The sequence below is a fragment of the Type-C symbiont of Plautia stali genome, from assembly GCF_059730935.1.
In genome coordinates, this window is the sequence record NZ_AP035923.1 from 1559434 (window position 1) to 1581186 (window position 21753).

17 protein-coding genes are annotated in these 21753 nt (G+C 45.9%); 16 read left to right on the forward strand and 1 reads right to left on the reverse strand.

Annotated features, from left to right (window positions below; all coding sequences use genetic code 11):
- Positions 1-62 precede the first annotated feature (62 nt).
- From AC6I7J_RS07075 to AC6I7J_RS07145, 15 genes are all read left to right on the forward strand, one after another.
- Positions 63-1097 carry a glycosyltransferase gene (locus AC6I7J_RS07075; RefSeq protein WP_021509330.1) on the forward strand — a complete coding sequence of 345 codons (1035 nt, stop codon included), beginning with the start codon at positions 63-65 and terminating at the stop codon, positions 1095-1097.
- 69 nt (positions 1098-1166) lie between these two features.
- Complete coding sequence (locus tag AC6I7J_RS07080; RefSeq protein ID WP_058780357.1) at positions 1167-3377, forward strand: phage tailspike protein; 2211 nt, start codon at positions 1167-1169, stop codon at positions 3375-3377.
- Positions 3378-3691: 314 nt separating this feature from the next.
- Entirely contained in the window at positions 3692-4954 is a 1263-nt protein-coding gene (gene wcaK, locus AC6I7J_RS07085) for a colanic acid biosynthesis pyruvyl transferase WcaK (RefSeq protein WP_498007038.1), read from the forward strand.
- A gap of 3 nt (positions 4955-4957) precedes the next feature.
- Positions 4958-6181: a glycosyltransferase gene (locus AC6I7J_RS07090; RefSeq protein ID WP_222951852.1), complete on the forward strand. Its 1224-nt coding sequence runs from the start codon at positions 4958-4960 to the stop codon at positions 6179-6181.
- Complete coding sequence (locus AC6I7J_RS07095; RefSeq protein WP_021509334.1) at positions 6178-7518, forward strand: MOP flippase family protein; 1341 nt, start codon at positions 6178-6180, stop codon at positions 7516-7518. Before AC6I7J_RS07090 ends, AC6I7J_RS07095 begins: the two co-directional genes overlap by 4 nt.
- Before the next feature lie 660 nt (positions 7519-8178).
- On the forward strand, positions 8179-9075 hold the full coding sequence (gene galF, locus AC6I7J_RS07100; protein WP_021509335.1) for a UTP--glucose-1-phosphate uridylyltransferase GalF: 897 nt from the start codon (positions 8179-8181) through the stop codon (positions 9073-9075).
- 45 nt (positions 9076-9120) lie between these two features.
- The gene (gene galE, locus AC6I7J_RS07105; protein ID WP_058780359.1) at positions 9121-10134 is read left to right on the forward strand and encodes a UDP-glucose 4-epimerase GalE; all 1014 of its coding nucleotides are present in this window, start codon (positions 9121-9123) and stop codon (positions 10132-10134) included.
- 408 nt (positions 10135-10542) lie between these two features.
- Positions 10543-11310 carry an ABC transporter permease gene (locus AC6I7J_RS07110; RefSeq protein ID WP_150360810.1) on the forward strand — a complete coding sequence of 256 codons (768 nt, stop codon included), beginning with the start codon at positions 10543-10545 and terminating at the stop codon, positions 11308-11310.
- Positions 11310-12053: an ABC transporter ATP-binding protein gene (locus AC6I7J_RS07115; protein WP_150360811.1), complete on the forward strand. Its 744-nt coding sequence runs from the start codon at positions 11310-11312 to the stop codon at positions 12051-12053. Before AC6I7J_RS07110 ends, AC6I7J_RS07115 begins: the two co-directional genes overlap by 1 nt.
- Positions 12054-12068: 15 nt before the next feature.
- A complete protein-coding gene (gene glf / locus AC6I7J_RS07120) occupies positions 12069-13223 on the forward strand; it encodes a UDP-galactopyranose mutase (RefSeq protein ID WP_136548132.1) in 1155 nt (384 codons plus the stop codon).
- Positions 13220-14113 (forward strand): glycosyltransferase, encoded by an 894-nt coding sequence (locus AC6I7J_RS07125; protein WP_136548134.1) that lies wholly within the window; start codon positions 13220-13222, stop codon positions 14111-14113. Before glf ends, AC6I7J_RS07125 begins: the two co-directional genes overlap by 4 nt.
- A 10-nt stretch (positions 14114-14123) precedes the next feature.
- Positions 14124-15251, forward strand: a complete 1128-nt coding sequence (locus AC6I7J_RS07130; protein ID WP_264240008.1) for a glycosyltransferase family 4 protein — start codon at positions 14124-14126, stop codon at positions 15249-15251.
- 20 nt (positions 15252-15271) lie between these two features.
- A complete protein-coding gene (locus AC6I7J_RS07135) occupies positions 15272-17101 on the forward strand; it encodes a DUF4422 domain-containing protein (RefSeq protein ID WP_136548138.1) in 1830 nt (609 codons plus the stop codon).
- 33 nt (positions 17102-17134) lie between these two features.
- On the forward strand, positions 17135-18061 hold the full coding sequence (locus AC6I7J_RS07140; RefSeq protein ID WP_498007039.1) for a glycosyltransferase family A protein: 927 nt from the start codon (positions 17135-17137) through the stop codon (positions 18059-18061).
- Positions 18058-18963 (forward strand): polysialyltransferase family glycosyltransferase, encoded by a 906-nt coding sequence (locus AC6I7J_RS07145; RefSeq protein ID WP_498007040.1) that lies wholly within the window; start codon positions 18058-18060, stop codon positions 18961-18963. The genes AC6I7J_RS07140 and AC6I7J_RS07145 overlap by 4 nt, the downstream gene beginning before the upstream one ends.
- A 15-nt stretch (positions 18964-18978) precedes the next feature.
- On the opposite strand, the gene AC6I7J_RS07150 is transcribed toward AC6I7J_RS07145, so the two are convergent.
- A complete protein-coding gene (locus AC6I7J_RS07150) occupies positions 18979-20037 on the reverse strand; it encodes a polysaccharide pyruvyl transferase family protein (RefSeq protein ID WP_498007041.1) in 1059 nt (352 codons plus the stop codon).
- Positions 20038-20240: 203 nt separating this feature from the next.
- Here AC6I7J_RS07150 and gnd point away from each other — a divergent pair, with 203 nt between their 5' ends.
- The gene (gene gnd / locus AC6I7J_RS07155; RefSeq protein ID WP_136548346.1) at positions 20241-21653 is read left to right on the forward strand and encodes an NADP-dependent phosphogluconate dehydrogenase; all 1413 of its coding nucleotides are present in this window, start codon (positions 20241-20243) and stop codon (positions 21651-21653) included.
- Positions 21654-21753: the final 100 nt, after the last annotated feature.

Sequence of the window (21753 nt, forward strand, 5' to 3'; positions counted from 1 at the left end):
GCCTTGCGGCAACGCAAATGACTTGGGTCTGGATTTGAGCAATTTGAGGTGAAAAGTATCAGATGAAAAAGATTGTTTTGGTTATTAAGGATGCCTACTCCTACGCAGGCACGGAGAACATCTGCAACTTCATGTCGGAGTGCCTCGGTGAAGAGCATGCCGTCACCATTTACTCGCTGGAAGGGCACGGCAAAACCTTTTACCCGTTTGAGCGGGTGAAAGAGATTGTCAGCTTCGAAGGCCACAGCAACCCGATTAAAAGTGCCGTGGCGCGCATCCATCAGGAGGGCTTCGACAGCGTATTCCTGATCAGTATGGGGCGCCTGAGCGTGATGTTTGCCTTCTGGAACCTGATGGCAATGAAGAAAAAAACCTTCAAAGCCTACGCCTGCGAGCACATCGCTATTAACTCGTTCAGCAAGCCGATCAAACTGCTGAAGTGGCTGCTGCTGCGCTACTACGACCAGGTGATCGTGCTGACTGACAAAGACCATCAGGTCTTCACCCGCTGGCATATCCCCAGCCAGCAAATTCCTAACCCGGTGGTGTACAAATCCTGGCAGCGCGAGACGCGCAGCCGTCAGGCGCTGGCGGTAGGCCGCCTCGATAACCAGAAGGGCTTCGACCTGCTGCTGGATATCTGGGCCGACTTCAGCAAAAAACACCCGGAGTGGAAGCTGGTGATCGCCGGTGACGGCGAACTGCGCCAGCAGCTGCACGATCAGGCCGCGGCGCTGGGCATCACCGGCAGCGTTAACTTTGTCGGCAAAGTCAGCAATATCAATGATTACTACCGCGACAGCGACATGGCGCTGATGACTTCACGTTATGAAGGACTGCCGCTGGTACTGCTGGAAGCCAAATCCTGGTCGCTGCCGGTGGTGGCCTATGACTGTCCGACCGGACCGCAGGAGATCATCAACCACGGCGAAGATGGTTTCCTGGTGCCAATGAACGACAAAGCCACTTTCCTGGCGCGCATGGAGCAGCTGGCCAGCGACGATCGCCTGTTCTTTGCTATGAGCGAAAAGACCAAAGAGACGGCGCTGAAGTTTGACGGTAATCAGATCAAACAGAGCTGGCTGGCGCTGGTGTAATCACTTTTATCGTGCCTCGGGGATACCTTTTCGGCCGCCATGCGGCCCCATGACCACGGGATTGTTAGCATGAAAAGAAGAGAAGTCTTGCAAACTGCAGCCTCCTCCATTGTTGCCGCGCTGTCGGTGAGCGCGTTTTCCAGTTACGCCGCTAAAAGTGGTCAGCCGGCGCTGAAAGCGGTTGATGCCTCCAGCGTCCCGCCGGGCGATGTGCCGATTCTGACGCCGGAAAACGTCTATACCATGCCACCGCAGTTCTGGCAGAACTTTGAGGGCAAACTGTGGATTGGCGCAGCAGGCAAAGATGCCAGCCAGGCCGGCAACCAGATTCCGGTGTATCTGCGTGACGCCAGCGGCAAGGTTTCCCAGGTGAGCCAGCCAATTGCGCTCAATAAAGGCAACTTTGCCCAGTTCATTCACGATAACGCCGCGTTAATCGCCAATCCTGCGCACTCGATGGTGGTGGAAGATAACCAGGGCAATACGCTGTTTTCCATCAGCGACGTGTCGCGCCCGAACGCCAGCAACTTCAGCCAGCGTCTGGCGCAGCCGAACGGCTATCAGCTGATCGGCGAAATTCCGTCGGTGGAAGAGCTGCGTAAAACCCGACCGCTGTTTGCCGGGGCGAAAATCAAGCTGAAAAGCTGGCACGAAGGGCTGGAAGTGGGCGGCGGCGAGTTCGTCGGCGTGTATGGCGAAGGCGAAGATGATGGCGGCGTGATTTTCAGCGGCAGCGGGTTCTACTGGCGCCGCGTGGTGGAGGATTTCAACCGCCTGACGCTGTTTGACTTCGGCGCCATCGCCGATGGCAAAACCGATACGGCACCGGCGATCAAAGCCATGTATCAGTGGTCGCTTAAGGCTAACCAGCAGATCTGCGTGCAGTTTCCGGCAGGCACCTTCTTCGTGACCGGCTGTGACTTTGGCGATCAGCAGCAACGCTTCTTCCGCATTTCCGGCGCGATGGTTAACTTCGGCTATTTCCCGGCGACCACGCTGGTATCTGACGGTCGTTCCGAATTCCTGTTCCAGGTGAATGCGCGCTGGACCGAAATCTCCAACCTGATCTTCAACGGTCAGAACGACAAGCGGCCAAACAAACAGGGGCTGTTCCGCAACACCTGTCCGGGCGGCCAGTTCTTCCGCGGTGCCTGCCTGCGCTTCAACCGCGTCGGCGGCACCTCGATCAGCCTGCTGGATACGCTGGACTGCAAAATCGACCAGTGGTACGCCGACACCTGTACCGGTGACGTGATCAAAGCCAGCTGGTCCGGACAGAAACAGGGTGCGTGGGACCACAGTACGGCGATTGAGCTGTCGAACTTCAACGCCCAGCGCTGTACCGGCGGCATGGTGCTCAACCTGCCGCGCTGCAGCCAGTCGATCATTCATAACGGCTGGATTGAGCACAGCGAGCACCCCGGCGATATCTCGAACGGTCAGTGGATCATTGATGCGCTGAGCCTGGAAGATTGCAAAAACCCGCTGAACGCGCGCAATTCCCGCCTCAACATGCGCCAGACCAATCTGCAGTCTGGCAGCTGGATCGATAACTCGCTGGAAGGCGAGCGCTGGTTGAATATCTGGGAGATGGGCTCAACGCGGGTGGAGTCTTACGGCGTGGCCATCGACGGCAGCCTGAAATACAACTACATCACGTCGCGTTTCCGTCTGACCAACAACACCAATCAGGCCACCTGGTTCGAGCTGGGGAATTTTTACTCGCCCACCGTGGGTGACAGCTGGGAGATCGAGTTGTTTGGTCAGTCGCAGTTCAGCAACGGCAGCGACAAACAGCCGCTGCTCGACGTGATGGGCGGTAAACAGACCGGCGGTCGCGCAGTGATTCATCTGCAGCGCAAAACCAGCAAGGCGGAAGCCAGCTGGTCTGCGGAAGGCAGTTCGCCGGTGCTGGAGGTGCGCGTCGATGCGCGCAGCGATACCGATAGCAAAGTGTTCGTCAAACTGGCGGGCTGGACGCCGACGGCGGTGGTGCTGATTAAGAGCACCGCCAAAGACCGGTTCCTCACCGGCCGCTGCGCGCGCGTTGATGCCACCATGGCGCAGGGCAGTCCGACCAGCGGCAGCCAGCCGGCCCCGCAACGGTTTAGCCTGCACAACGGTAAAGCCGGCATCGGCGGCAACGAGCAGGGCGATTTGCTGCTGGCGTCGCGCGCGCTCAAGCCCGAAGAGGTAGATACGCGCCAGCCGAAGGGGTTTGTTTCAGTGGTGATCAACGGCGAGCAGGTGGCGCTGCCGTATTTTGCGCTGAAGTCGTGAGGGTGAGCGGCGGTCGCCATGAATGGCGACCCTACGTCTGTGCACTTCTCATCATCGCGCACAGGACTTGTAGGGTGCGCATTTATGCGCACCGTATACCGGCGAAGCAGGGCGCGGATTGATACCCAGCGCAGCGCCAGATATGTAGGGTGCGCATTTATGCGCACCGCCAAACAGGTAACGCATTTACGTCACAACAGGCAGTCGTTAATTTCGGGCCGCTGGCCCATTAGCAGTTTTTTCTTACAGAGTTCACTTAGCCAGTATGGAACTGGCGGCTTGTAAAAAATTACAAAAATTTATCTGGAGTTTTTATGAAGATTTTATTGGTGGGTAACCATACCTGTGGAAATCGTGGGGATGGCGCGATTTTACGTGGACTGATTGATTCATTACAGGCCGCGCGTGGGGATCTGGATATCGATGTCATCAGCCGCTATCCAACCAGCTCCGGATATTTACTGCAGCAGCACATCCAGCAGGATTCGCTGTTTCTGCACAACAGTAAGGCGCCAAAAGGGCTGGTCAGCAGCCTGAAGCGCAAAGTCGCCAACCGTCTGATGCCGGACATCATGATGGCGCACCTTGGCAAAGGTGGCGTGTATAAATCCTTCTCGGTGCCGCCGCATCTGGCGGAATTCACCCGCAGGCTGGCGAAATATGACGCCATCATTCAGGTCGGTGGCTCGTTCTTCGTCGATCTGTACGGTGTTACCCAGTTTGATCACGCGCTGTGCGCGCTGATGGCGAAGAAGCCGCTGCACATGATCGGTCACTCGGTGGGCCCGTTCGAAAACCCGCGCGTCAATGCGCTGGCAAACTTTGTTTTTGACCGCGTCGACAGCCTGGTGCTGCGCGAAGAGGTCAGCCTCGATCGCCTGAAGCAGGATGGCGTGACCACCAGCCGGGTGAAGAAGGGCGTGGACACCGCATTTCTGGTGCAGGCGCGCGAGGTGGAAAATCCGAGCCACAACCTGCTCCACTGGCAGAACATCATTCAGTCGCGCAAAACCATCGCTATCACCGTGCGTGAGCTGGCACCGTTCGACAAACGTCTTGGCGTTACGCAGAAAGAGTATGAAGCCGCGTTTGGCCGGGTGATCAACGCCATGATCGCCGAAGGTTATCAGGTGGTGGCGTTCTCCACCTGTACCGGCATCGACAGCTATGCCAAAGATGACCGTATGGTGGCGCTGACGCTGCGCGACCACGTTGAGCAGCCGGAGCACTACCATGTGATCATGGACGAGTTCAACGACCTGGAACTCGGCATCCTGCTCAGCCACTGCCATCTCACCATCGGCACGCGCCTGCACTCGGCAATCATTTCCATGAACTTCGGCACGCCAGCCGTGGCCATCAACTACGAGCACAAATCACTCGGCGTGATGAACCAGCTGGGTCTGCCGCAGATGGCCACCGATGTGCAGAGCCTGATGGATGGCTCGCTGATCGACAAAGTGCAAACGGTGCTGGCGGACTATGACAACGTGAAGCAAAAAGTGAACACCGCGGTGGCGCAGGAGCGTGAAATCGGCAACCGCATCACCGAAGAAATTCTCAACGTCCTGGGGTAAGTGATGAAGCTAACCTTTTTCACCATGCGTTTTCCGGTTGCCTCTGAGACGTTTGTCCTCAATCAGGTGACGCATTTCATCGATGCCGGCTATGACGTCGAGATCATCTCGGTGTTTCCGGGCGACATGATCAACCGTCATGCCGCGTTCGATGAGTACAATCTGGCGGCGAAAACCCACTATCTGCTGCCGGAAGAGAAGGTATCAAACCTCGACAAACTGACCCAGCGCATCGGGCTGATGCTGCCGAAAATCGCCAAACCGGCGCTGCTGAAGTCGCTTAACGTTGGCCGCTACGGTGCGCAGGCGAAAAAGCTGCTGCTGCCAGCCATTGTGGCAAACGCCCGGCAGACCTTTACCGCCGATGTGTTCCTGGTGCACTTCGGCTATGCCGGTGCGCTGGCGAATAAACTGCGCGAGCTGGGGGTACTGAAGGGCAAGCAGGCGACGGTGTTCCACGGCGCTGACATCTCGCGTCGCCACATTCTTGAAGAGCACAAACAGGATTACATCAACCTGTTCAGACAGAGCGAACTGATGCTGCCGATCAGCCATCTGTGGGAGAACAAGCTGATTGAGATGGGCTGTCCGCGAGAGAAAGTGCACGTCACGCGTATGGGCATCGAGCCGGAGAAGTTTAATTTCCAGCCACGCGACGCGTTCCACAAACCGCTGCGCATCGTTTCGGTGGCGCGCCTGACCGAGAAAAAAGGGCTGGACGTGGCGGTCAAAGCCAGTGAAATCCTGCGCGATAACGGCGGTCAGTTCCAGTTCACCATCATTGGTAACGGCGAGCAGGACGGCATGATGCGCGAGCACATCACGCGTGCTGGCCTGGAAGACATGGTGACCATGCCGGGCTTCAAGCCGCAGGAGGAGATTCGTCAGGCGCTTAGCGAGGCCGACATCTTCCTGCTGCCGTCGAAAACCGCCGCCGATGGCGATATGGAAGGCATTCCGGTGGCGCTGATGGAAGCGATGGCGGTTGGTTTACCGGTGGTGTCCACCTACCACAGCGGCATCCCGGAGCTGATTCAGAATAACGTCAGCGGCTGGCTGGTATCGGAAAATGATGCCGACGAGCTGGCGGACACGCTGCTGCGCCTGTCGCGCGGCGACGTTGACGTTGCACCGGTGGTGGCCGCAGCGCGCCATAAAGTGGAAACCGAGTTCAATCAGCACATCGCTTACGGTGAGCTGGCGAAAATTCTGGAGCGCATGGTGTGAGTGGATTAAAAAAACAGGCGGTGTGGCTGTTTGGCAGCACCTGCTTTGCCGCGCTGCTGCAGGTGCTGCAGCTGGCGGTGCTGGCGCGCAAGCTTGAAGCGCACGAGCTGGGTTTGCTGGCGATCATCAACGCCATTCTGGCGGTGGCTACCGTGCTGCAGGACATGGGCATGAGCAGCTACATCGTGCATCGTCAGGAGATTACACGTCGTGAGCAGAGCACTATTTACTGGGTTAACGTCTCGCTGAGCTTCTGTACCGGTTTAATCATGCTGGCCATCGCCTGGCCGGTGGCGTGGTTCTACCATCTGCCGGAGCTGACGGCGCTGATTATGCTCACCAGCCTCAACTTCCTCGTGCTCGGTCACCTGTCGCAGTATCAGGCGCACTATGTGAAAACCAAACGCATGGTGACGCTGGCGAAGATTGAGATGGGCACTAAGCTGTTTGCCTTCCTGTGTACGGTGGCGATGCTCTATTTCACCTCGCTGACGGTGGCGGCGGCGATTCTCGGGCTGTTCATCAACGCCTTCACGCGCATTCTCTGCATGATCTACTTTGGCGAGAAGTCGTGGCGGCCAACCTGGGAGTTCGACGGCAAAACCTTTGTCAGCGCGGTGCGTTACGGTATCTATCAGTTGGGTTCGCAGACCATTAACCAGCTGCGTACTCAGGCCGATGCGCTGATCGTCGGTAAAGTGATGGGTGCCGAAATGCTGGGGATTTACTCACTGGCGAAAGAGCTGATTCTGCAGCCGCTGAAACTGGTGTCGCCGGTGATTAACCGCCTGGCGCTGCCGCGCTTTGCCGAGAAGCAGCACGATCCCGAGCAGCTGAAAAAACTGTTCCTCAAGGGCACCTTCGTCATCATGCTGTTCAGCAGTGCGATGTACCTGGCGATTGGTATTCTCTCTCCGGTGATTGTGCGTGTGCTGTATGGCGCCTCGCACGAGCAGGTGTATCACCTGATCCCACTGATGCTGCTGTTCGGTATGCTGCGCCCGATGGGCGGCCTGACCGGCGCGATCTCCCAGGCGAACGGACGCACCAACGTCGAGTTCTACTGGAATATCGTCGCCAGCCTGGTGGTGGTGGTGGTGCTGGCCACTACGTGGATCTGGCCGAACGTGATTTACGTGGCGCTGACGCTGTCGATTTCACAGGTGCTGATCTCCGCCTTCGCGCATCCGTTCTTCATCAAACCGGTGATTGGCATCCGCTTTATGCCGTATGCGCGCCAGTGGGTGTCGGTGTCGGTGGTGTTTGTCGGCCTGATGCTGCTGGTGAATCATTTCAACCTGTTCGTGATGCCCGAGTGGTTTGAGGGCTGGCTGTAAGCGGTGATGACGGGAGTGGTCGTCGGCAACGGCGACCGCCCGGCATCATCAGATGTGATCGGTGACTGACGTGCAGCTGCCGGTGCGCATCAATGCGCACCCTACAAAAACCTGCCGTGATCCTGTAGGGGCGCCATTCATGGCGACCTTTCAAAATCAGATGTGGACGGTGAATGACGTGCAGCTGCCGGTGCGCATCAAATGCGCACCCTACAAAAACCTGCTGTGATCCCGTAGGGGCGCCATTCATGGCGACCTTTCAAAATCAGATGTGATCGGTGACTGAAGTGCAGCTGCCGGTGCGCATCAAATGCGCACCCTACAAAAACCTGCTGTGATCCTGTAGGGGCGCCATTCATGGCGACCTTTCAAAAATACGCTTCCATCTTCGCCCCAATGATGTTTGCGCAACGCCGGTCTGAACGCTCAACAATCACTGGCCTCACCGGTCATCGCTCATCACTCTGCCTTCCACTGTTTTTCAGCCATTTAGCCGCTTTTTTTTCCCGCCTGATTACCGGGTGGCAGATGGACTCTTTGACGATTTTTTATGTGTTGACAGAGAGTTAGTGCCGGTTTTTCAGATAAAGATTATACTTGCTTAACCGGCCGATCCTGCATAATCGACCCCACGTATTCACTTCATGAAATGGAATAAATATGACCAAGCTTAAAGCAGTAATCCCGGTTGCGGGTCTCGGTATGCATATGCTCCCTGCGACTAAAGCCATTCCGAAAGAGATGCTGCCTATCGTCGATAAACCAATGATTCAGTACATTGTCGACGAGTGCGTGGCGGCGGGCATCAAGGAGATTGTGCTGGTCACCCATGCTTCCAAAAATGCAGTGGAAAACCACTTCGATACCACCTACGAGCTGGAAGCGTTGCTAGAAGCGCGCGTGAAACGCCAGCTGCTGAGCGAAGTGCAGTCAATCTGCCCGCCGGGCGTGACTATCATGAACGTGCGTCAGGCGAACCCGCTGGGTCTTGGCCACTCGGTACTGTGTGCCCGTCCGATGATTGGCGACAACCCATTTGTGGTGGTCCTGCCAGACGTGCTGCTGGATGACTCTACCGCTGACCACCTGCGTTACAACCTTGCCGCGATGGTGGCACGCTTCGAAGAGACCGGCCGCAGCCAGGTTCTGGCGAAACACATGCCGGGCGAAGACCTGTCTGAGTATGGCGTGCTGACCACCGAGCAGCCGCTGGATAACCCGGGCGATATCAGCACCATCACCAACTTCGTAGAAAAACCTGAGCATCCGTCCGAGCTGAACTCAGACCTGACCGCCGTGGGCCGTTACGTGCTTTCTGCGGATATCTGGGGTGAACTGGAGCGCACTGAGCCAGGTGCCTGGGGCCGTATCCAGCTGACCGATGCCATCGCCTCTCTGAGCCAGAAAAAACCGGTTGATGCTCAGCTGCTGACCGGCACCAGCTTCGACTGCGGTCGTAAACTCGGCTACATGCAGGCCTTCGTCTCGTACGGTCTGCGCAACAACACCCAGGGCCGCGATTTCCGCGAAGCAATCCAAAAAATTCTGGCAAAATAATCTCTTTCCCCGCCGCGCAGGTTGCGCGGTTTTAAAGGAGTACACATGGCTATTTTGGTAACGGGCGGAGCAGGGTACATCGGCTCCCATACGGTGCTGGCGCTGTTAGAGCGCGGCGACGACGTTGTAGTCCTGGATAACCTTTGCAATGCCTCGCGCGAAGCAATCAATCGCGTTGAGAAGCTGGCCGGTAAGAAAGCGGTCTTCGTTGAAGGCGACATCCGCGACCGCGCCTGCCTGCGCGATCTGTTTGCCAGCAATGACATCTCAGCCGTCATCCACTTCGCCGCGCTGAAAGCGGTAGGCGAATCCACGCGCATGCCGCTGGAATATTACGAAAACAATGTCGCCGGGACCGTGGTGCTGCTGGAAGAGATGCGCGCCGCTGGCGTGTGGAACTTTATCTTCAGCTCATCCGCCACCGTGTATGGCGCTGACGCACCGGTTCCGTACGTCGAAACGACGCCGATTGGTGGCACCACCAGTCCGTACGGCACCTCCAAGCTGATGATTGAGTTCGTGATGCGCGACTTCGCCAAAGCCGAGCCGAACTTCAAAGCCATCGCGCTGCGCTACTTCAACCCGGTCGGCGCGCACGAATCCGGTGAGATTGGCGAAGACCCAACCGGTATTCCGAACAACCTGCTGCCGTACATTGCGCAGGTGGCGATTGGGCGTCTGGACAAGCTGGGCGTGTTTGGCGATGACTACGCGACGCCAGATGGTACCTGCCAGCGCGACTACATTCACGTCGTCGACCTGGCGGAAGGGCACCTGAAAGCGCTGGATCACCTGCCAAAAGTTGAAGGCTACAAAGCTTACAACCTCGGCGGCGGCAAAGGCTTCTCAGTACTGGAGATGATCAAGGCATTTGAGCAGGCGTCCGGTAAACAGATTCCGTTCGAGTTCAAACCGCGTCGCGACGGCGATCTGCCGGCGTTCTGGGCGGATGCCAGCCTGGCCAACAAAGAACTCGACTGGCGCGTCACGCGCGGTATCGATGCGATGATGCGCGATACCTGGAACTGGCAGTCGAAGAACCCGAATGGGTTTGAGTGACTAGTCGTAACACCAGTTAAGTTAAAAGCCTGTCATAGACAGGCTTTTTGCATTTCATCGGATTAGTCTAATCTTTGAGCACCATTGATTAGCTGTCACTTTCTTAAAGATTATGAAAATGCTAGGATTTGTGCTGTTTAAATTAGTGGCATGTTTGGTACGTATTTTGATGGCTAAAGATTCGCTCTCATAAGATTCAGTCCTGCATGTTTCGCTATTAATCTATGATTTGTAAACGACTTTCGAAGGTGAACCTAATTTTTAGTACAGATTGGTTAGATTCAAACCTTATGTGCACTGGTAGCTGTGAGCCAGGGGCGGTAGCATTCATCTTTTGCTGAGAAGTCCAGCATAGAGTTGCAACATTAAGCGAAGCGCTTATCAACAAGGCATATTTGAGCAATATATATGAAGTATAATTTTGGCTATCTCATTGATCTTATTGCAGTAATCACAGAGAAAGAGTTAAAGGTACGATATAAAAGCAGTTTTCTAGGTTATCTATGGTCAATTGCAAATCCTTTACTTTTTGCAATGATTTATTATTTTATTTTTAAGTTGGTAATGAGAGTTCAAATACCAAATTATACAGTTTTTCTTATTACCGGATTATTTCCGTGGCAATGGTTTGCAAGCTCAGCTAATAATTCACTTTTTTCATTTATCGCCAACGCTCAAATCATAAAGAAAACTGTTTTTCCAAGGTCAGTTATTCCTTTTAGTAATGTGTTAATGGAGTTTTTGCATTTTCTTTGTACAATTCCAGTTATCGTTGTTTTTCTTTATATTTACGATATGAGCCCATCCATTTCCTGGCTATGGGGAATTCCATTGATAGGATTTGGACAAATGATGCTGACTTATGGCCTGGCATTAATGTTGTCGACACTGAATCTTTTCTTTCGAGACTTGGAAAGGTTTGTAAGTCTGGGGATTATGCTGATGTTTTATTGTACCCCTATTCTTTATTCAGTTGATTTAATTCCTGAAGCTTATAGATGGATTATAGGGACTAACCCTTTATCGCTAATGATTGTTTCATGGCGTGATCTTTTTATGCATGGTACGATAAATTACACTACTCTTTCGCATATTTATTTATCAGCGCTCGTAATGATGGTCGTTGGTGTTTGGGTATTCAATAAATTGAAATTCCGTTTCGCTGAGATTTTGTAATGACAGTAGCAATTGAATTTAAAAACGTAACTAAACGCTATCCTCTATATCATCATATCGGCTCAGGAATTAAGGAGCTAATTTTTAATCCCAAGAGAGCGTTATCAATGCTTTCTGGACGTTCGTATCTGGCCATTGAAGACATATGTTTTCAGGTTAATAAGGGTGAATCGGTAGCATTGATTGGACGAAATGGTGCGGGGAAAAGTACCTCATTATCGCTCGTCGCTGGTGTTATTAAGCCCACGAGTGGCAGCGTGGAAGTAAGCGGCCGAGTTGCATCAATGCTTGAGCTTGGTGGCGGTTTTCATCCTGAGTTGACCGGTCGGGAAAATATTCGGCTTAATGCGACGCTTTTGGGATTACGAAGAAAAGAACTTAATAAAAGAATAGATAAAATAATTGAATTTTCTGAATTAGGTGAATTCATTGATGAGCCGATCCGGGTTTACTCAAGTGGAATGCTCGCCAAATTGGGCTTTTCGGTAATAACTCAGGTTGATCCTGATATTCTTATAATCGATGAAGTCCTAGCAGTTGGTGATATAAGTTTTCAGAGGAAATGTATTAATACCATAAATGACTTCAAGAGTAAGGGTGTCACAATTCTTTTTGTAAGTCACAGTATGAGTGATATCGAAAAAGTATGTAATAAAGTTATCTGGATTGAGAATCATAAAGTCAGAAAGATTGGCGACAGCAAGAGTGTTATTGCTGAATATAAAGAATTTATGCAGCAATAATCTTGTAAGGAATAAGTGATGAAGAAAAATATTTTAATTGTAGGTGCTGGTTTTTCAGGTGCAGTTATTGCGCGAGAATTAGCTGAGCAAGGTCACAAAGTAAAAGTTATCGATGTTCGCAAACATGTTGCTGGAAATTGCTACAGCGAAATTGATGAAACAACCGGCGTTACGGTTCATACATATGGGCCTCATATTTTCCATACCGATAATGAAGAAGTCTGGAATTATCTGAACCTTTATACTGAGATGATGCCATATGTAAATCGTGTCAAAGCAACAGTAGATGGAAAAGTTTTTTCTTTGCCGATAAATTTACATACTATAAACCAATTTTTTGGCACAACGCTTTCTCCAGACGAAGCGAAAAAATATATAGAAGAGAAAGGTGAGTCTTCCATTATTAACCCACAAACCTTTGAAGAACAGGCCCTACGCTTTGTAGGTCGTGAGTTATACGAAGCTTTCTTCAAAGGGTACACCATCAAACAATGGGGAATGCAACCCTCACAACTGCCCGCTTCGATACTCAAAAGGCTTCCTGTTAGATTCAACTATGATGATAATTACTTTAATCATAAATTCCAGGGAATGCCTAGAGACGGCTATACAGTCATTGTTGAAAAAATTCTCACTCATGAAAACATTGAAGTTCAGCTAAATACTGAATTTGATAAAAATAGAATCAATGAATTTGATCATGTCTTCTATAGCGGTGCTCTTGATGGCTTTTATGAACATCAATTCGGCCGCTTAGGTTATAGAACCCTTGATTTTGAGAAGTTCTATCATGAAGGAGATTACCAGGGGTGTGCAGTAATGAATTACTGTGAACAAAAAGTACCCTATACTCGAATTACTGAACATAAATACTTTGCTCCCTGGGAAAAGCACGCTGGTTCAGTATGTTATAAAGAATATAGCCGTGCCTGTGAGGAAAATGATATTCCTTACTACCCGATCAGGCAGGTTGGTGAAATGCAAATGCTTGAAAAATACTTAGAGTTAGCTGAGCAGGAGCAAAAAATTACTTTTATTGGACGATTAGGAACATATCGTTATTTAGATATGGATGTTACGATTGCCGAAGCATTGAATACAGCTCGTGTCTATCTGGATACCATCAAAAACGAGAATCAGATGCCTGCATTTACGGTTTCAGTCAGATGAATGTAAGCGCTTTAATTGTAACATTCAATAGATTAGACAAACTCGAATACACAGTAATGGCAACAAGGAAGTTGCCATTCCAACATATTATTATTGTTAACAACGCTTCAACAGATGGCACAACAGAATGGCTTAACTGTGTTGACGACCCCAGAATTGTTGTGCTTCATAAAGTGGATAATAACGGAGGTGCAGGTGGCTTTCGTTATGGTGCAGAATATATATCGAAAAATATTCAAACTGATTGGATCCTATTTTACGATGATGATGCTTATCCACACACAGAATTTTTGAAACGATTTAAAAATTTAAAGCCAAAATCTGATGAGATCTATTGTGCTGTTGTGAAAAACAGATTGGGTGAGATTTGTAAGATGAATCTTCCATGGAAACTAAATACTCACTCATTCTTAGACAATATACGTTACCTAAAACAACCATCGGATTATGTCGCAAATCCAGAGTTATCTTCAGAAGTGATTTCATTTTCATTCGTTGGTGTACTTATTCCCGCGAAAATTTTAATCAAGACTTATGGTTACATCAAACCGGAACTTTTCATCTATTATGATGATGTTTATTACTCTTTCTATTTAAAAAAATTGGGTCATAAAATAAATTTTAATACCGATCTCGAATTTTTTCATGATGTTAAAATGAACACAGGTTGGGATTCCCAGGAGTGGAAAATTTATTATCTGGCAAGGAACTTATTTCTTAGTCAATCCTTGTATGATGGAATCGATTTTTTCTCCCGAGTTGCTAAGTTTTTCAGGATAACCAAATATTTTTTGAACGGTCTTAACTGTAAAAGCAAAAAAAAATATTATGGTTATTTATTTAAAGGGATTCTTCACGGAATGCAAGGGATTAGTGGGTACAACCACTAATGGTGTTAAAATGAAAAAAAAGATTTGTTTTTTTATTAACTCTGGCTGGTATTTCGAGCTTCACTGGTTAGAAAGAGCAAAGCTATTCCAAAACGATGGATGTGAAGTTCATATAATAGCGCACTTTAGCAATGTTGAAATTTCTAACTTGTCTGCTCAGGGATTTATCTGCCATAACTCGCGCATGAATGAGAGAACACTTAATCTATTGTCGGTAATAAAAGATTCAATCTTGTCTTTTAAAATACTGAATATAATTAAACCAGATATACTTCATTCTATAACTATTAAACCAATACTTATTGGTGGTTTATACGCAAGATTTACACAGACGGCATTCATATCAAGTTTTGTAGGTTTGGGTAGGGTATTCATGAATCAAAACTTAACTTACAAACTGTTGAACTATGGCGTCAGAAAACTTTATGAATTTATTTTCAAGAATGAAAAAAGTCGTTTGACTTTTGAACATGTCAATGACTTAATTTTCCTTACAAAATTGATTAAGGTGTCTGATAAGCAATGCATGGTTATTGATGGGGTCGGTGTCAATCTGCGTGACTTTAAATATCAGAAGGAGATTGATAATGAACCTCTGGTTGTGTTGTTCGCTGCAAGGATGTTGAAGTCAAAAGGCCTGGAAGTGTTAGTCAATATAAATAGAGAACTAAAAGCTCAAGGTAAATCTTTCGTTCTTAACGTCGCAGGGATTGAGATAGAAGATGATACGGATGCGATTGCCAAAGAAGATATTATGAAATGGCACAATGACGGTTTAATTAATTGGCTTGGCAAGCGAAATGATATTCCTAAATTGATTGGGGAATGTAATATTGTTGCCTTACCATCTGTTTATTTTGAGGGTATTCCAAGGATAATCATCGAAAGTTCAGCAATTGGTAGAGCCTGTATAGTTTATGATAGCGGTGGCTGTAGTAGTATCATTAATGATGGTGTCAATGGGTATGTGGCTAGCAGGGGTGACAAGGACGAGTTTAAAGCGAAACTTTTGAGTTTACTCGCAAATCCAGAAGTGCGCTTACAAATGGGCTTGCGTGGGCGAAAAATTGTTGAGGAACGTTTTAGTCTTGAGACAGTTTATGAAAAGACTAAGACTCTCTATCTTAATGTTATTTGATATTTGAATTTGAGGTTTACGTGTCAACAAATCCTAATGTTAAAATTTACGTTTGTCATCATAAGCAGTCACCGTATATCAAAAATGAATGTATCATCCCTATTCAGGTTGGAAGAGCTTTATCAAACACAACACTTGATTATTGTATAGGCGATGATACTGGTGATAATATTTCTGTAAAGAATAAATCCTGGTGTGAACTTACTGCCATATATTGGGCCTGGAAAAACGATGAGGCAGATTACTATGGGTTGATGCATTACAGGAGATATCTATCATTTAAATCACATGGCGATTACAATGTAATAAATAAGCTTGATGATGATATTATCACAGAACATAAACTGGATTCTGAGAGCATAAAAAACATCTGTGCTGAACAAGATATTATCACAGGTCCGGTATGGAACGTCCACCCAGTAGGGCTTCCCTGGAAAATAATGTCTAACTATGATCAATATAGTCTGGATCATTATAAAAAAGATTTGGACATTGTAGTAGAAATCGTCAAGGAAAAATATCCTAAATATTACTTAGCGCTTTTAGAATCTTTATATTCGACCTCTTGTTTTTTTGCGAACATAACTATTATGAAGCGCGAATACTATCATGAGTACTGTGAGTTCTTATTTGGCGTTTTAAACGAAGCAGAGGAAAAGATTGATATTAGTTCATACGATTCGTATCAATCAAGAATTTGGGGGTTTATCGCAGAAAGATTAGTTAATGCCTATGTACTCTATGCACGAAGAGAATATCATGGGATTCGAGTTAGTACTGCTGGATTAATGTATTTAGCTGAATCACCAAAATTAGACATCAATAATATCTTAAATAATATTCAAGCAAAGAAAAAACAGAATAAAATATTAATTGATGAGCCAGTAAATATTTGCTTGTCATTCGATGATAAATACTATCCTCATGCTTCGGCGACAATTGAGTCTATTATAGATAATGCGAATGATAAGCAAAAATTAGTATTCCATATACTATGTGACAATAATTTGACAAGTGATAAAAGAGAGCTTCTTCACTTTGGCCTCAAACCAAATGTCACAATCAAGTTTGTTGAAATAGACCCCGATTTATTCAGCTCTTTACCACTCAATCGTTCATACATTTCGCTTAATACTTATTATCGTTTAGTTATCCACAAAGTACTTCCTGATATCGATAAAGTTATTTATTTAGACTCTGACATGATTTGTCTTGACGATATTGTTAAACTTTGGCAGGAAAATCTTGATGGTAAATGTATAGGGGCATCTCTGGATGAGGGAGGTATTCTTCAATCAAGACGGCTTTTACTTGGGGCTGATAATAATTATTTTAACGCCGGTATGATCGTTTTCAACTTAAAAGAGATAAGACTAAAATACCCTGATGTATTTATTGACTATATGATTAATTTTTACATCAATAACAGAGAAATAAGTCTTCAAGACCAGGACATCTTAAACATTACTTTTAAAGATCAATCAAAAATTTTACCTTTAAAGTGGAATGTCAACAGTAGAATGTTCACAGCTAATGATCTTGAAAGAAAATATAGCTTACAGCAAGAGTCTGAAACATTATCAGACATAGGTATATTGCATTATACTGATCGTCGAAAACCTTGGACTCTCACTTGTGTGCATCCTTTAAAAGACTTTTATTGGACTTATCGCAAGCGCAATCCGCATGCTCCTATGACAAAGCAAGATAAATTCATTGAGAAATATGCAGGTAAAATCACTTACAAGATAAGTGGCGGATTTATTTTTGTTAAATTATTTGGCAAGACGTTCAAGATTAAGAAGTCGATTATTGCTAAGATATTAAGAACCCTTAAAATTAACTTTTAAATTAAACGGCGCATTGCGCCGTTTTGAGTTTATATGGCTGAATCAATATCTCCCTTCGTATCAGTAATAACTGTTATCTCTACAGATTTATTTTTATTTGAAGATACATTTAATTCTCTTAGATCGCAATCGTTTTCTAATTGGGAGCAGGTAATCGTATGTAAGGATAGTGATGAAGAAAATTTGCGAACATTCATGAGGAAATTACATGAGGATGATATTAGTAAAATTAAGATTGTAAGTTCAATTAATATTGACAGCTATGCCTCAGCATTAAACATCGGGCTAAGGCGTTCTGAAGGTGAATATATTTTAATACTTGATCAGCATGACAAGATTAGTTCATCATATTTTGAAATGCTCTATAAAGGATCAAGGAATTATCAAAAAAAAATCTATTACGCCGACTTGATTATTAATTATCATGCCACGTTTTTAAATCGTCCCTTTTTGTTAGGGTGTAAAGCACATCCCTCTAATGATGATTTTCTCTCTACATGTAGTCTATTGATGAGACCTTCAATATGCTCTCTACCATTTAGTTTACCCAGAGAAGTCTTAACTGAAATTGGTTATTTGAAAGAAGATTGTGATTTCCCTTTGTGGGACTATTTAGCCAGATTGAGTTATATTTTAAGCTTTTACAAATTAGAAAGTGTTTATTATGATATGGTGATTTCTGATAAGAATATCCATCCAAGAATTATAAACTGTAAGGGCAACAAACATATTAATTTTAGATATGAGCTTATAAATATCCTAAAAGGTCTTAACGATCTAAATTTATCATCTGAAGTTATTTTAAAAGGAAATGAAGTTATTCTGGATGAAAAGAAACGCTATTTTAATTTTTATGAAAAAAATTATAATCGATTTTTTACCTCTCTATTTAGAAAATCACTCAAATTATTTCTCTTAGTTTTTAGACGCAACTTTAAAAATTTGGGCGCTAATAAATGAAAAAAAGATTATTTATCTCTACAGGCTATTACTCAACTTTGATGGCGTCAGTAATTTCAAGCGAATTACACAGTGCATCTTACGAAGATCATATCTTGATTACAATTGATAGACAACCCGTCGCATCTAATAGGCTCTGGGCGAACAGATTACATGCTTGGGAAAGTGTAAGTTTTGTTTCTCACGAAGAATATTATTCAGAAACTATCAATTATGAACACACAATTGATTTTTTTGATGAGGTCTATTCACCTTTTCCTGAAATGCTTTTAACCGTAGCTTCAGCTTTTAAAGCCAACAACTATTTTTTTTATGAGGAAGGCCTGACAAGTTACCTGCAGTTTGAAAATAATCAATATAATGATGGAGCAAAATTTTTTTGTCTACATCCTCATATGTTTAATGAAAAATCAAACCTTATTTCATTACCTATTAATATTTCAAAAGTCCTGGAAAAACTAATTAGAATAGATACATGCTATAAAACGCCTATATTAAAAGGTAATAACAATGTAATTGTAATCGGCCATGGAGGCTTTCCTGACGAGAATAAAAATGAATTAATTAATAATGAATATATTGAGGTGGTTCAGGATTTATCTAAGAAGGGGTACAATGTGATCCTTTTGGGTCATACAAGATTTCCTGTCAGCACTGTTTTGTTAGAAAAATTAAACAGGTCTAATGATGTTAATTTTCAATATATTGAACATAACTCTCCAATTTCAGATTTGTTTTTACTAAAAAACGCTAAAAATATTAAATTTATTTCAGGCATTTATTCTACTTTACTGGTCAATGCTGTGCTATTTTTTGGTTTTAAAGCGTTACCTTTTGAATCGGAAACGCTTTCGGAAAGACAACAATCTTTGAAAAAAATCCAATCTCGTTTGCTAAACTGAGCAAGAAATTATGATTTACCAGTTGTAATTTTTCTCAGCAGATTTGCATAATTTGTCACATAAATTATGCCACCTTCTTAATTTAGCCCACGCTATTGCCATATAAAATTTTAGCTTGAACTTTTTATCATTCTCTGACACCACAGGCTTTGGCAAGCCATATTCTTCTGCAATAGCATCGATTTTTGGGGTGTTTGACGGAAAATAGACTGTTGGAGTTCCTGTACACATGGCACCAATTGTATAGTGGTATCTGCCCGAAATTAAAATTTTTGCATTTTTAATTACTGATAGCCACTCCTCAAAGGTTTTAGCCTCATACATTTCGATATTATGCATGTGCTTTTTTAAACTTTCATAGACAATTGGTTCTTCATGGTGAATACCTTCTTCTTTTGAACCGGCTAGGTAAATATATCTATGGTTCGGGAAGTGATTTTGAATTATTTTTGCAATCATTCCTGAACGTTCATGTTTATAATTGACTGCCCCCGAAATACATACATATTTTTCTGAAATCGGTTTGTAAAGTTTATTTTCAACAGATTTAGCTGTTAGTGGTAAACTGTCAAAAGCTAAAGTACATGGCATTCTTAACTCGTTGGTAATAGTTGCCACACTTCTTTTTTCTCTTGCAGCTATATAATCACAACATGCATAGGCTTTTTTATAGAAATTGATGGTTTCGCTGTCTTCAGTGCTTGGAAAACAGCTATGGTTAATCAGTATCACTTTTTTATTAAAGAATGTCTTGGCAGAATATATGAGGAAAAGCAAAGCCTTTGGATAGCCTGAAAAATGGTGGATAGTGCCTTCCCCATTAATTATCACAACGTCACAATTATCAATTTTAATGGCGATTTCTGGTAATTTTTCTACAAAGTTAGCCTTATCAGAAAATTCATTTGCATAATTAGGAAACCATCTTAAATTATGAACATCATAAACTGGAATTGTATCAACTAACTTCATTCCGTTCTTCTTGATTTTTTCCTTTACTGCATGCGATGTACCATAGCAGCCCCAATGGTAAACATCTTCGGTATCATTGATAAGTAACGCGCGTTGAGGCATCGGATCTTCCTTAGAATAGATTTTTGGATATTTTTTACACTTTGTAATGTAATCGATTTCATAAGGATTTTGAAGGTTAACATTTGATTATTACTAAGAGCATCATTTTCTACCTCTCTTAGCACATGTTGAGTTAACATATTGGTCACTTATACTATGGTGTTACCCGTAACACTATGCGTGACCACAGACAGGAGTATGAAATGTCAAAGCAACAGATCGGCGTTGTAGGTATGGCAGTCATGGGCCGTAACTTGGCTCTTAACATTGAAAGCCGCGGTTACACAGTGTCTATCTTCAACCGTTCTCGCGAAAAGACCGATGAAGTCATCGCTGAAAACCAAGATAAAAAGCTCGCTCCTTACTACACTGTTGAAGAATTCGTTGAATCTTTAGAGAAACCACGCCGTATCCTACTGATGGTACAGGCAGGTGAAGCGACAGACAAAACCATCGCTTCACTGACGCCACACCTTGATAAGGGCGACATCCTGATTGATGGTGGTAACACCTTCTATAAAGACACTATCCGTCGTAATAAAGAACTGTCTGATCAGGGCTTCAACTTCATCGGCACCGGTGTCTCCGGCGGTGAAGAGGGCGCACTGAAAGGCCCGTCGATCATGCCTGGCGGTCAGAAAGAAGCGTATGAACTGGTAGCGCCAATTCTGGATAAAATTGCTGCGCGTGCAGAAGACGGTGAAGCCTGCGTTACTTACATCGGTCCGGACGGTGCTGGTCACTATGTGAAGATGGTGCACAACGGTATCGAGTATGGCGATATGCAGCTGATTGCAGAAGCATACGCTTTACTGAAAGGCGCACTCGGTCTGAACAACGAAGAGCTGGCTAAAACCTTCACTGACTGGAACAACGGTGAGCTGAGTAGCTACCTGATCGACATCACCAAAGATATCTTCACCAAGAAAGATGAAGACGGTAAATACCTGGTTGATGTGATTCTGGATGAGGCAGCCAACAAAGGTACCGGTAAATGGACCAGCCAGAGCTCCCTGGACCTTGGCGAGCCACTTTCTCTGATCACTGAGTCAGTATTCGCTCGTTACCTCTCTTCACTCAAGTCACAGCGTGTTGCAGCTTCTAAAGTGCTGACTGGCCCTCAGGCGCAAGCCTTCACCGGTGACAAAGCTGAGTTCATTGAGAAAGTGCGCCGTGCACTGTATCTGGGTAAGATCGTTTCTTATGCTCAGGGCTTCTCTCAGCTGCGTGCGGCTTCAGAAGAGAACAACTGGGATCTGCATTACGGTGAAATCGCGAAGATCTTCCGTGCTGGTTGCATCATCCGTGCACAGTTCCTGCAGAAAATTACTGATGCTTATGCGACCAATGCTAGCATCGCTAACCTGTTGCTGGATCCCTACTTCAAAAACATCGCAGATGAATATCAGCAGGCGCTGCGTGATGTTGTCTCTTATGCCATCCAGAACGGTATTCCAACGCCAACCTTCTCAGCGGCAATTGCATACTACGATAGCTATCGCTCAGAAGTGCTGCCTGCCAACCTGATTCAGGCGCAGCGCGACTACTTTGGTGCGCACACTTATAAGCGTATTGATAAAGACGGTGTTTTTCATACTGAATGGATTTCACGCTAAATTATTTCAATAATGTAATTAATTGATTAATTCAGCCTAAAGATGTCAAAATAGCCCAACATTGTTCATGTTGGGCTATTTTTTTATATTAATCGTTAAT

Bases quoted from the DNA above. Each gene is read 5' to 3' on its own strand.
- AC6I7J_RS07075 (WP_021509330.1), top strand. From the start codon at position 63: ATGAAAAAGATTGTTTTGGTTATTAAGGATGCCTACTCCTACGCAGGC.
- AC6I7J_RS07080 (WP_058780357.1), top strand. From the start codon at position 1,167: ATGAAAAGAAGAGAAGTCTTGCAAACTGCAGCCTCCTCCATTGTTGCC.
- wcaK (WP_498007038.1), top strand. From the start codon at position 3,692: ATGAAGATTTTATTGGTGGGTAACCATACCTGTGGAAATCGTGGGGAT.
- AC6I7J_RS07090 (WP_222951852.1), top strand. From the start codon at position 4,958: ATGAAGCTAACCTTTTTCACCATGCGTTTTCCGGTTGCCTCTGAGACG.
- galF (WP_021509335.1), top strand. From the start codon at position 8,179: ATGACCAAGCTTAAAGCAGTAATCCCGGTTGCGGGTCTCGGTATGCAT.
- galE (WP_058780359.1), top strand. From the start codon at position 9,121: ATGGCTATTTTGGTAACGGGCGGAGCAGGGTACATCGGCTCCCATACG.
- AC6I7J_RS07110 (WP_150360810.1), top strand. From the start codon at position 10,543: ATGAAGTATAATTTTGGCTATCTCATTGATCTTATTGCAGTAATCACA.
- AC6I7J_RS07115 (WP_150360811.1), top strand. From the start codon at position 11,310: ATGACAGTAGCAATTGAATTTAAAAACGTAACTAAACGCTATCCTCTA.
- AC6I7J_RS07125 (WP_136548134.1), top strand. From the start codon at position 13,220: ATGAATGTAAGCGCTTTAATTGTAACATTCAATAGATTAGACAAACTC.
- AC6I7J_RS07130 (WP_264240008.1), top strand. From the start codon at position 14,124: ATGAAAAAAAAGATTTGTTTTTTTATTAACTCTGGCTGGTATTTCGAG.
- AC6I7J_RS07140 (WP_498007039.1), top strand. From the start codon at position 17,135: ATGGCTGAATCAATATCTCCCTTCGTATCAGTAATAACTGTTATCTCT.
- AC6I7J_RS07145 (WP_498007040.1), top strand. From the start codon at position 18,058: ATGAAAAAAAGATTATTTATCTCTACAGGCTATTACTCAACTTTGATG.
- AC6I7J_RS07150 (WP_498007041.1), bottom strand. From the start codon at position 20,037: ATGCCTCAACGCGCGTTACTTATCAATGATACCGAAGATGTTTACCAT.
- gnd (WP_136548346.1), top strand. From the start codon at position 20,241: ATGTCAAAGCAACAGATCGGCGTTGTAGGTATGGCAGTCATGGGCCGT.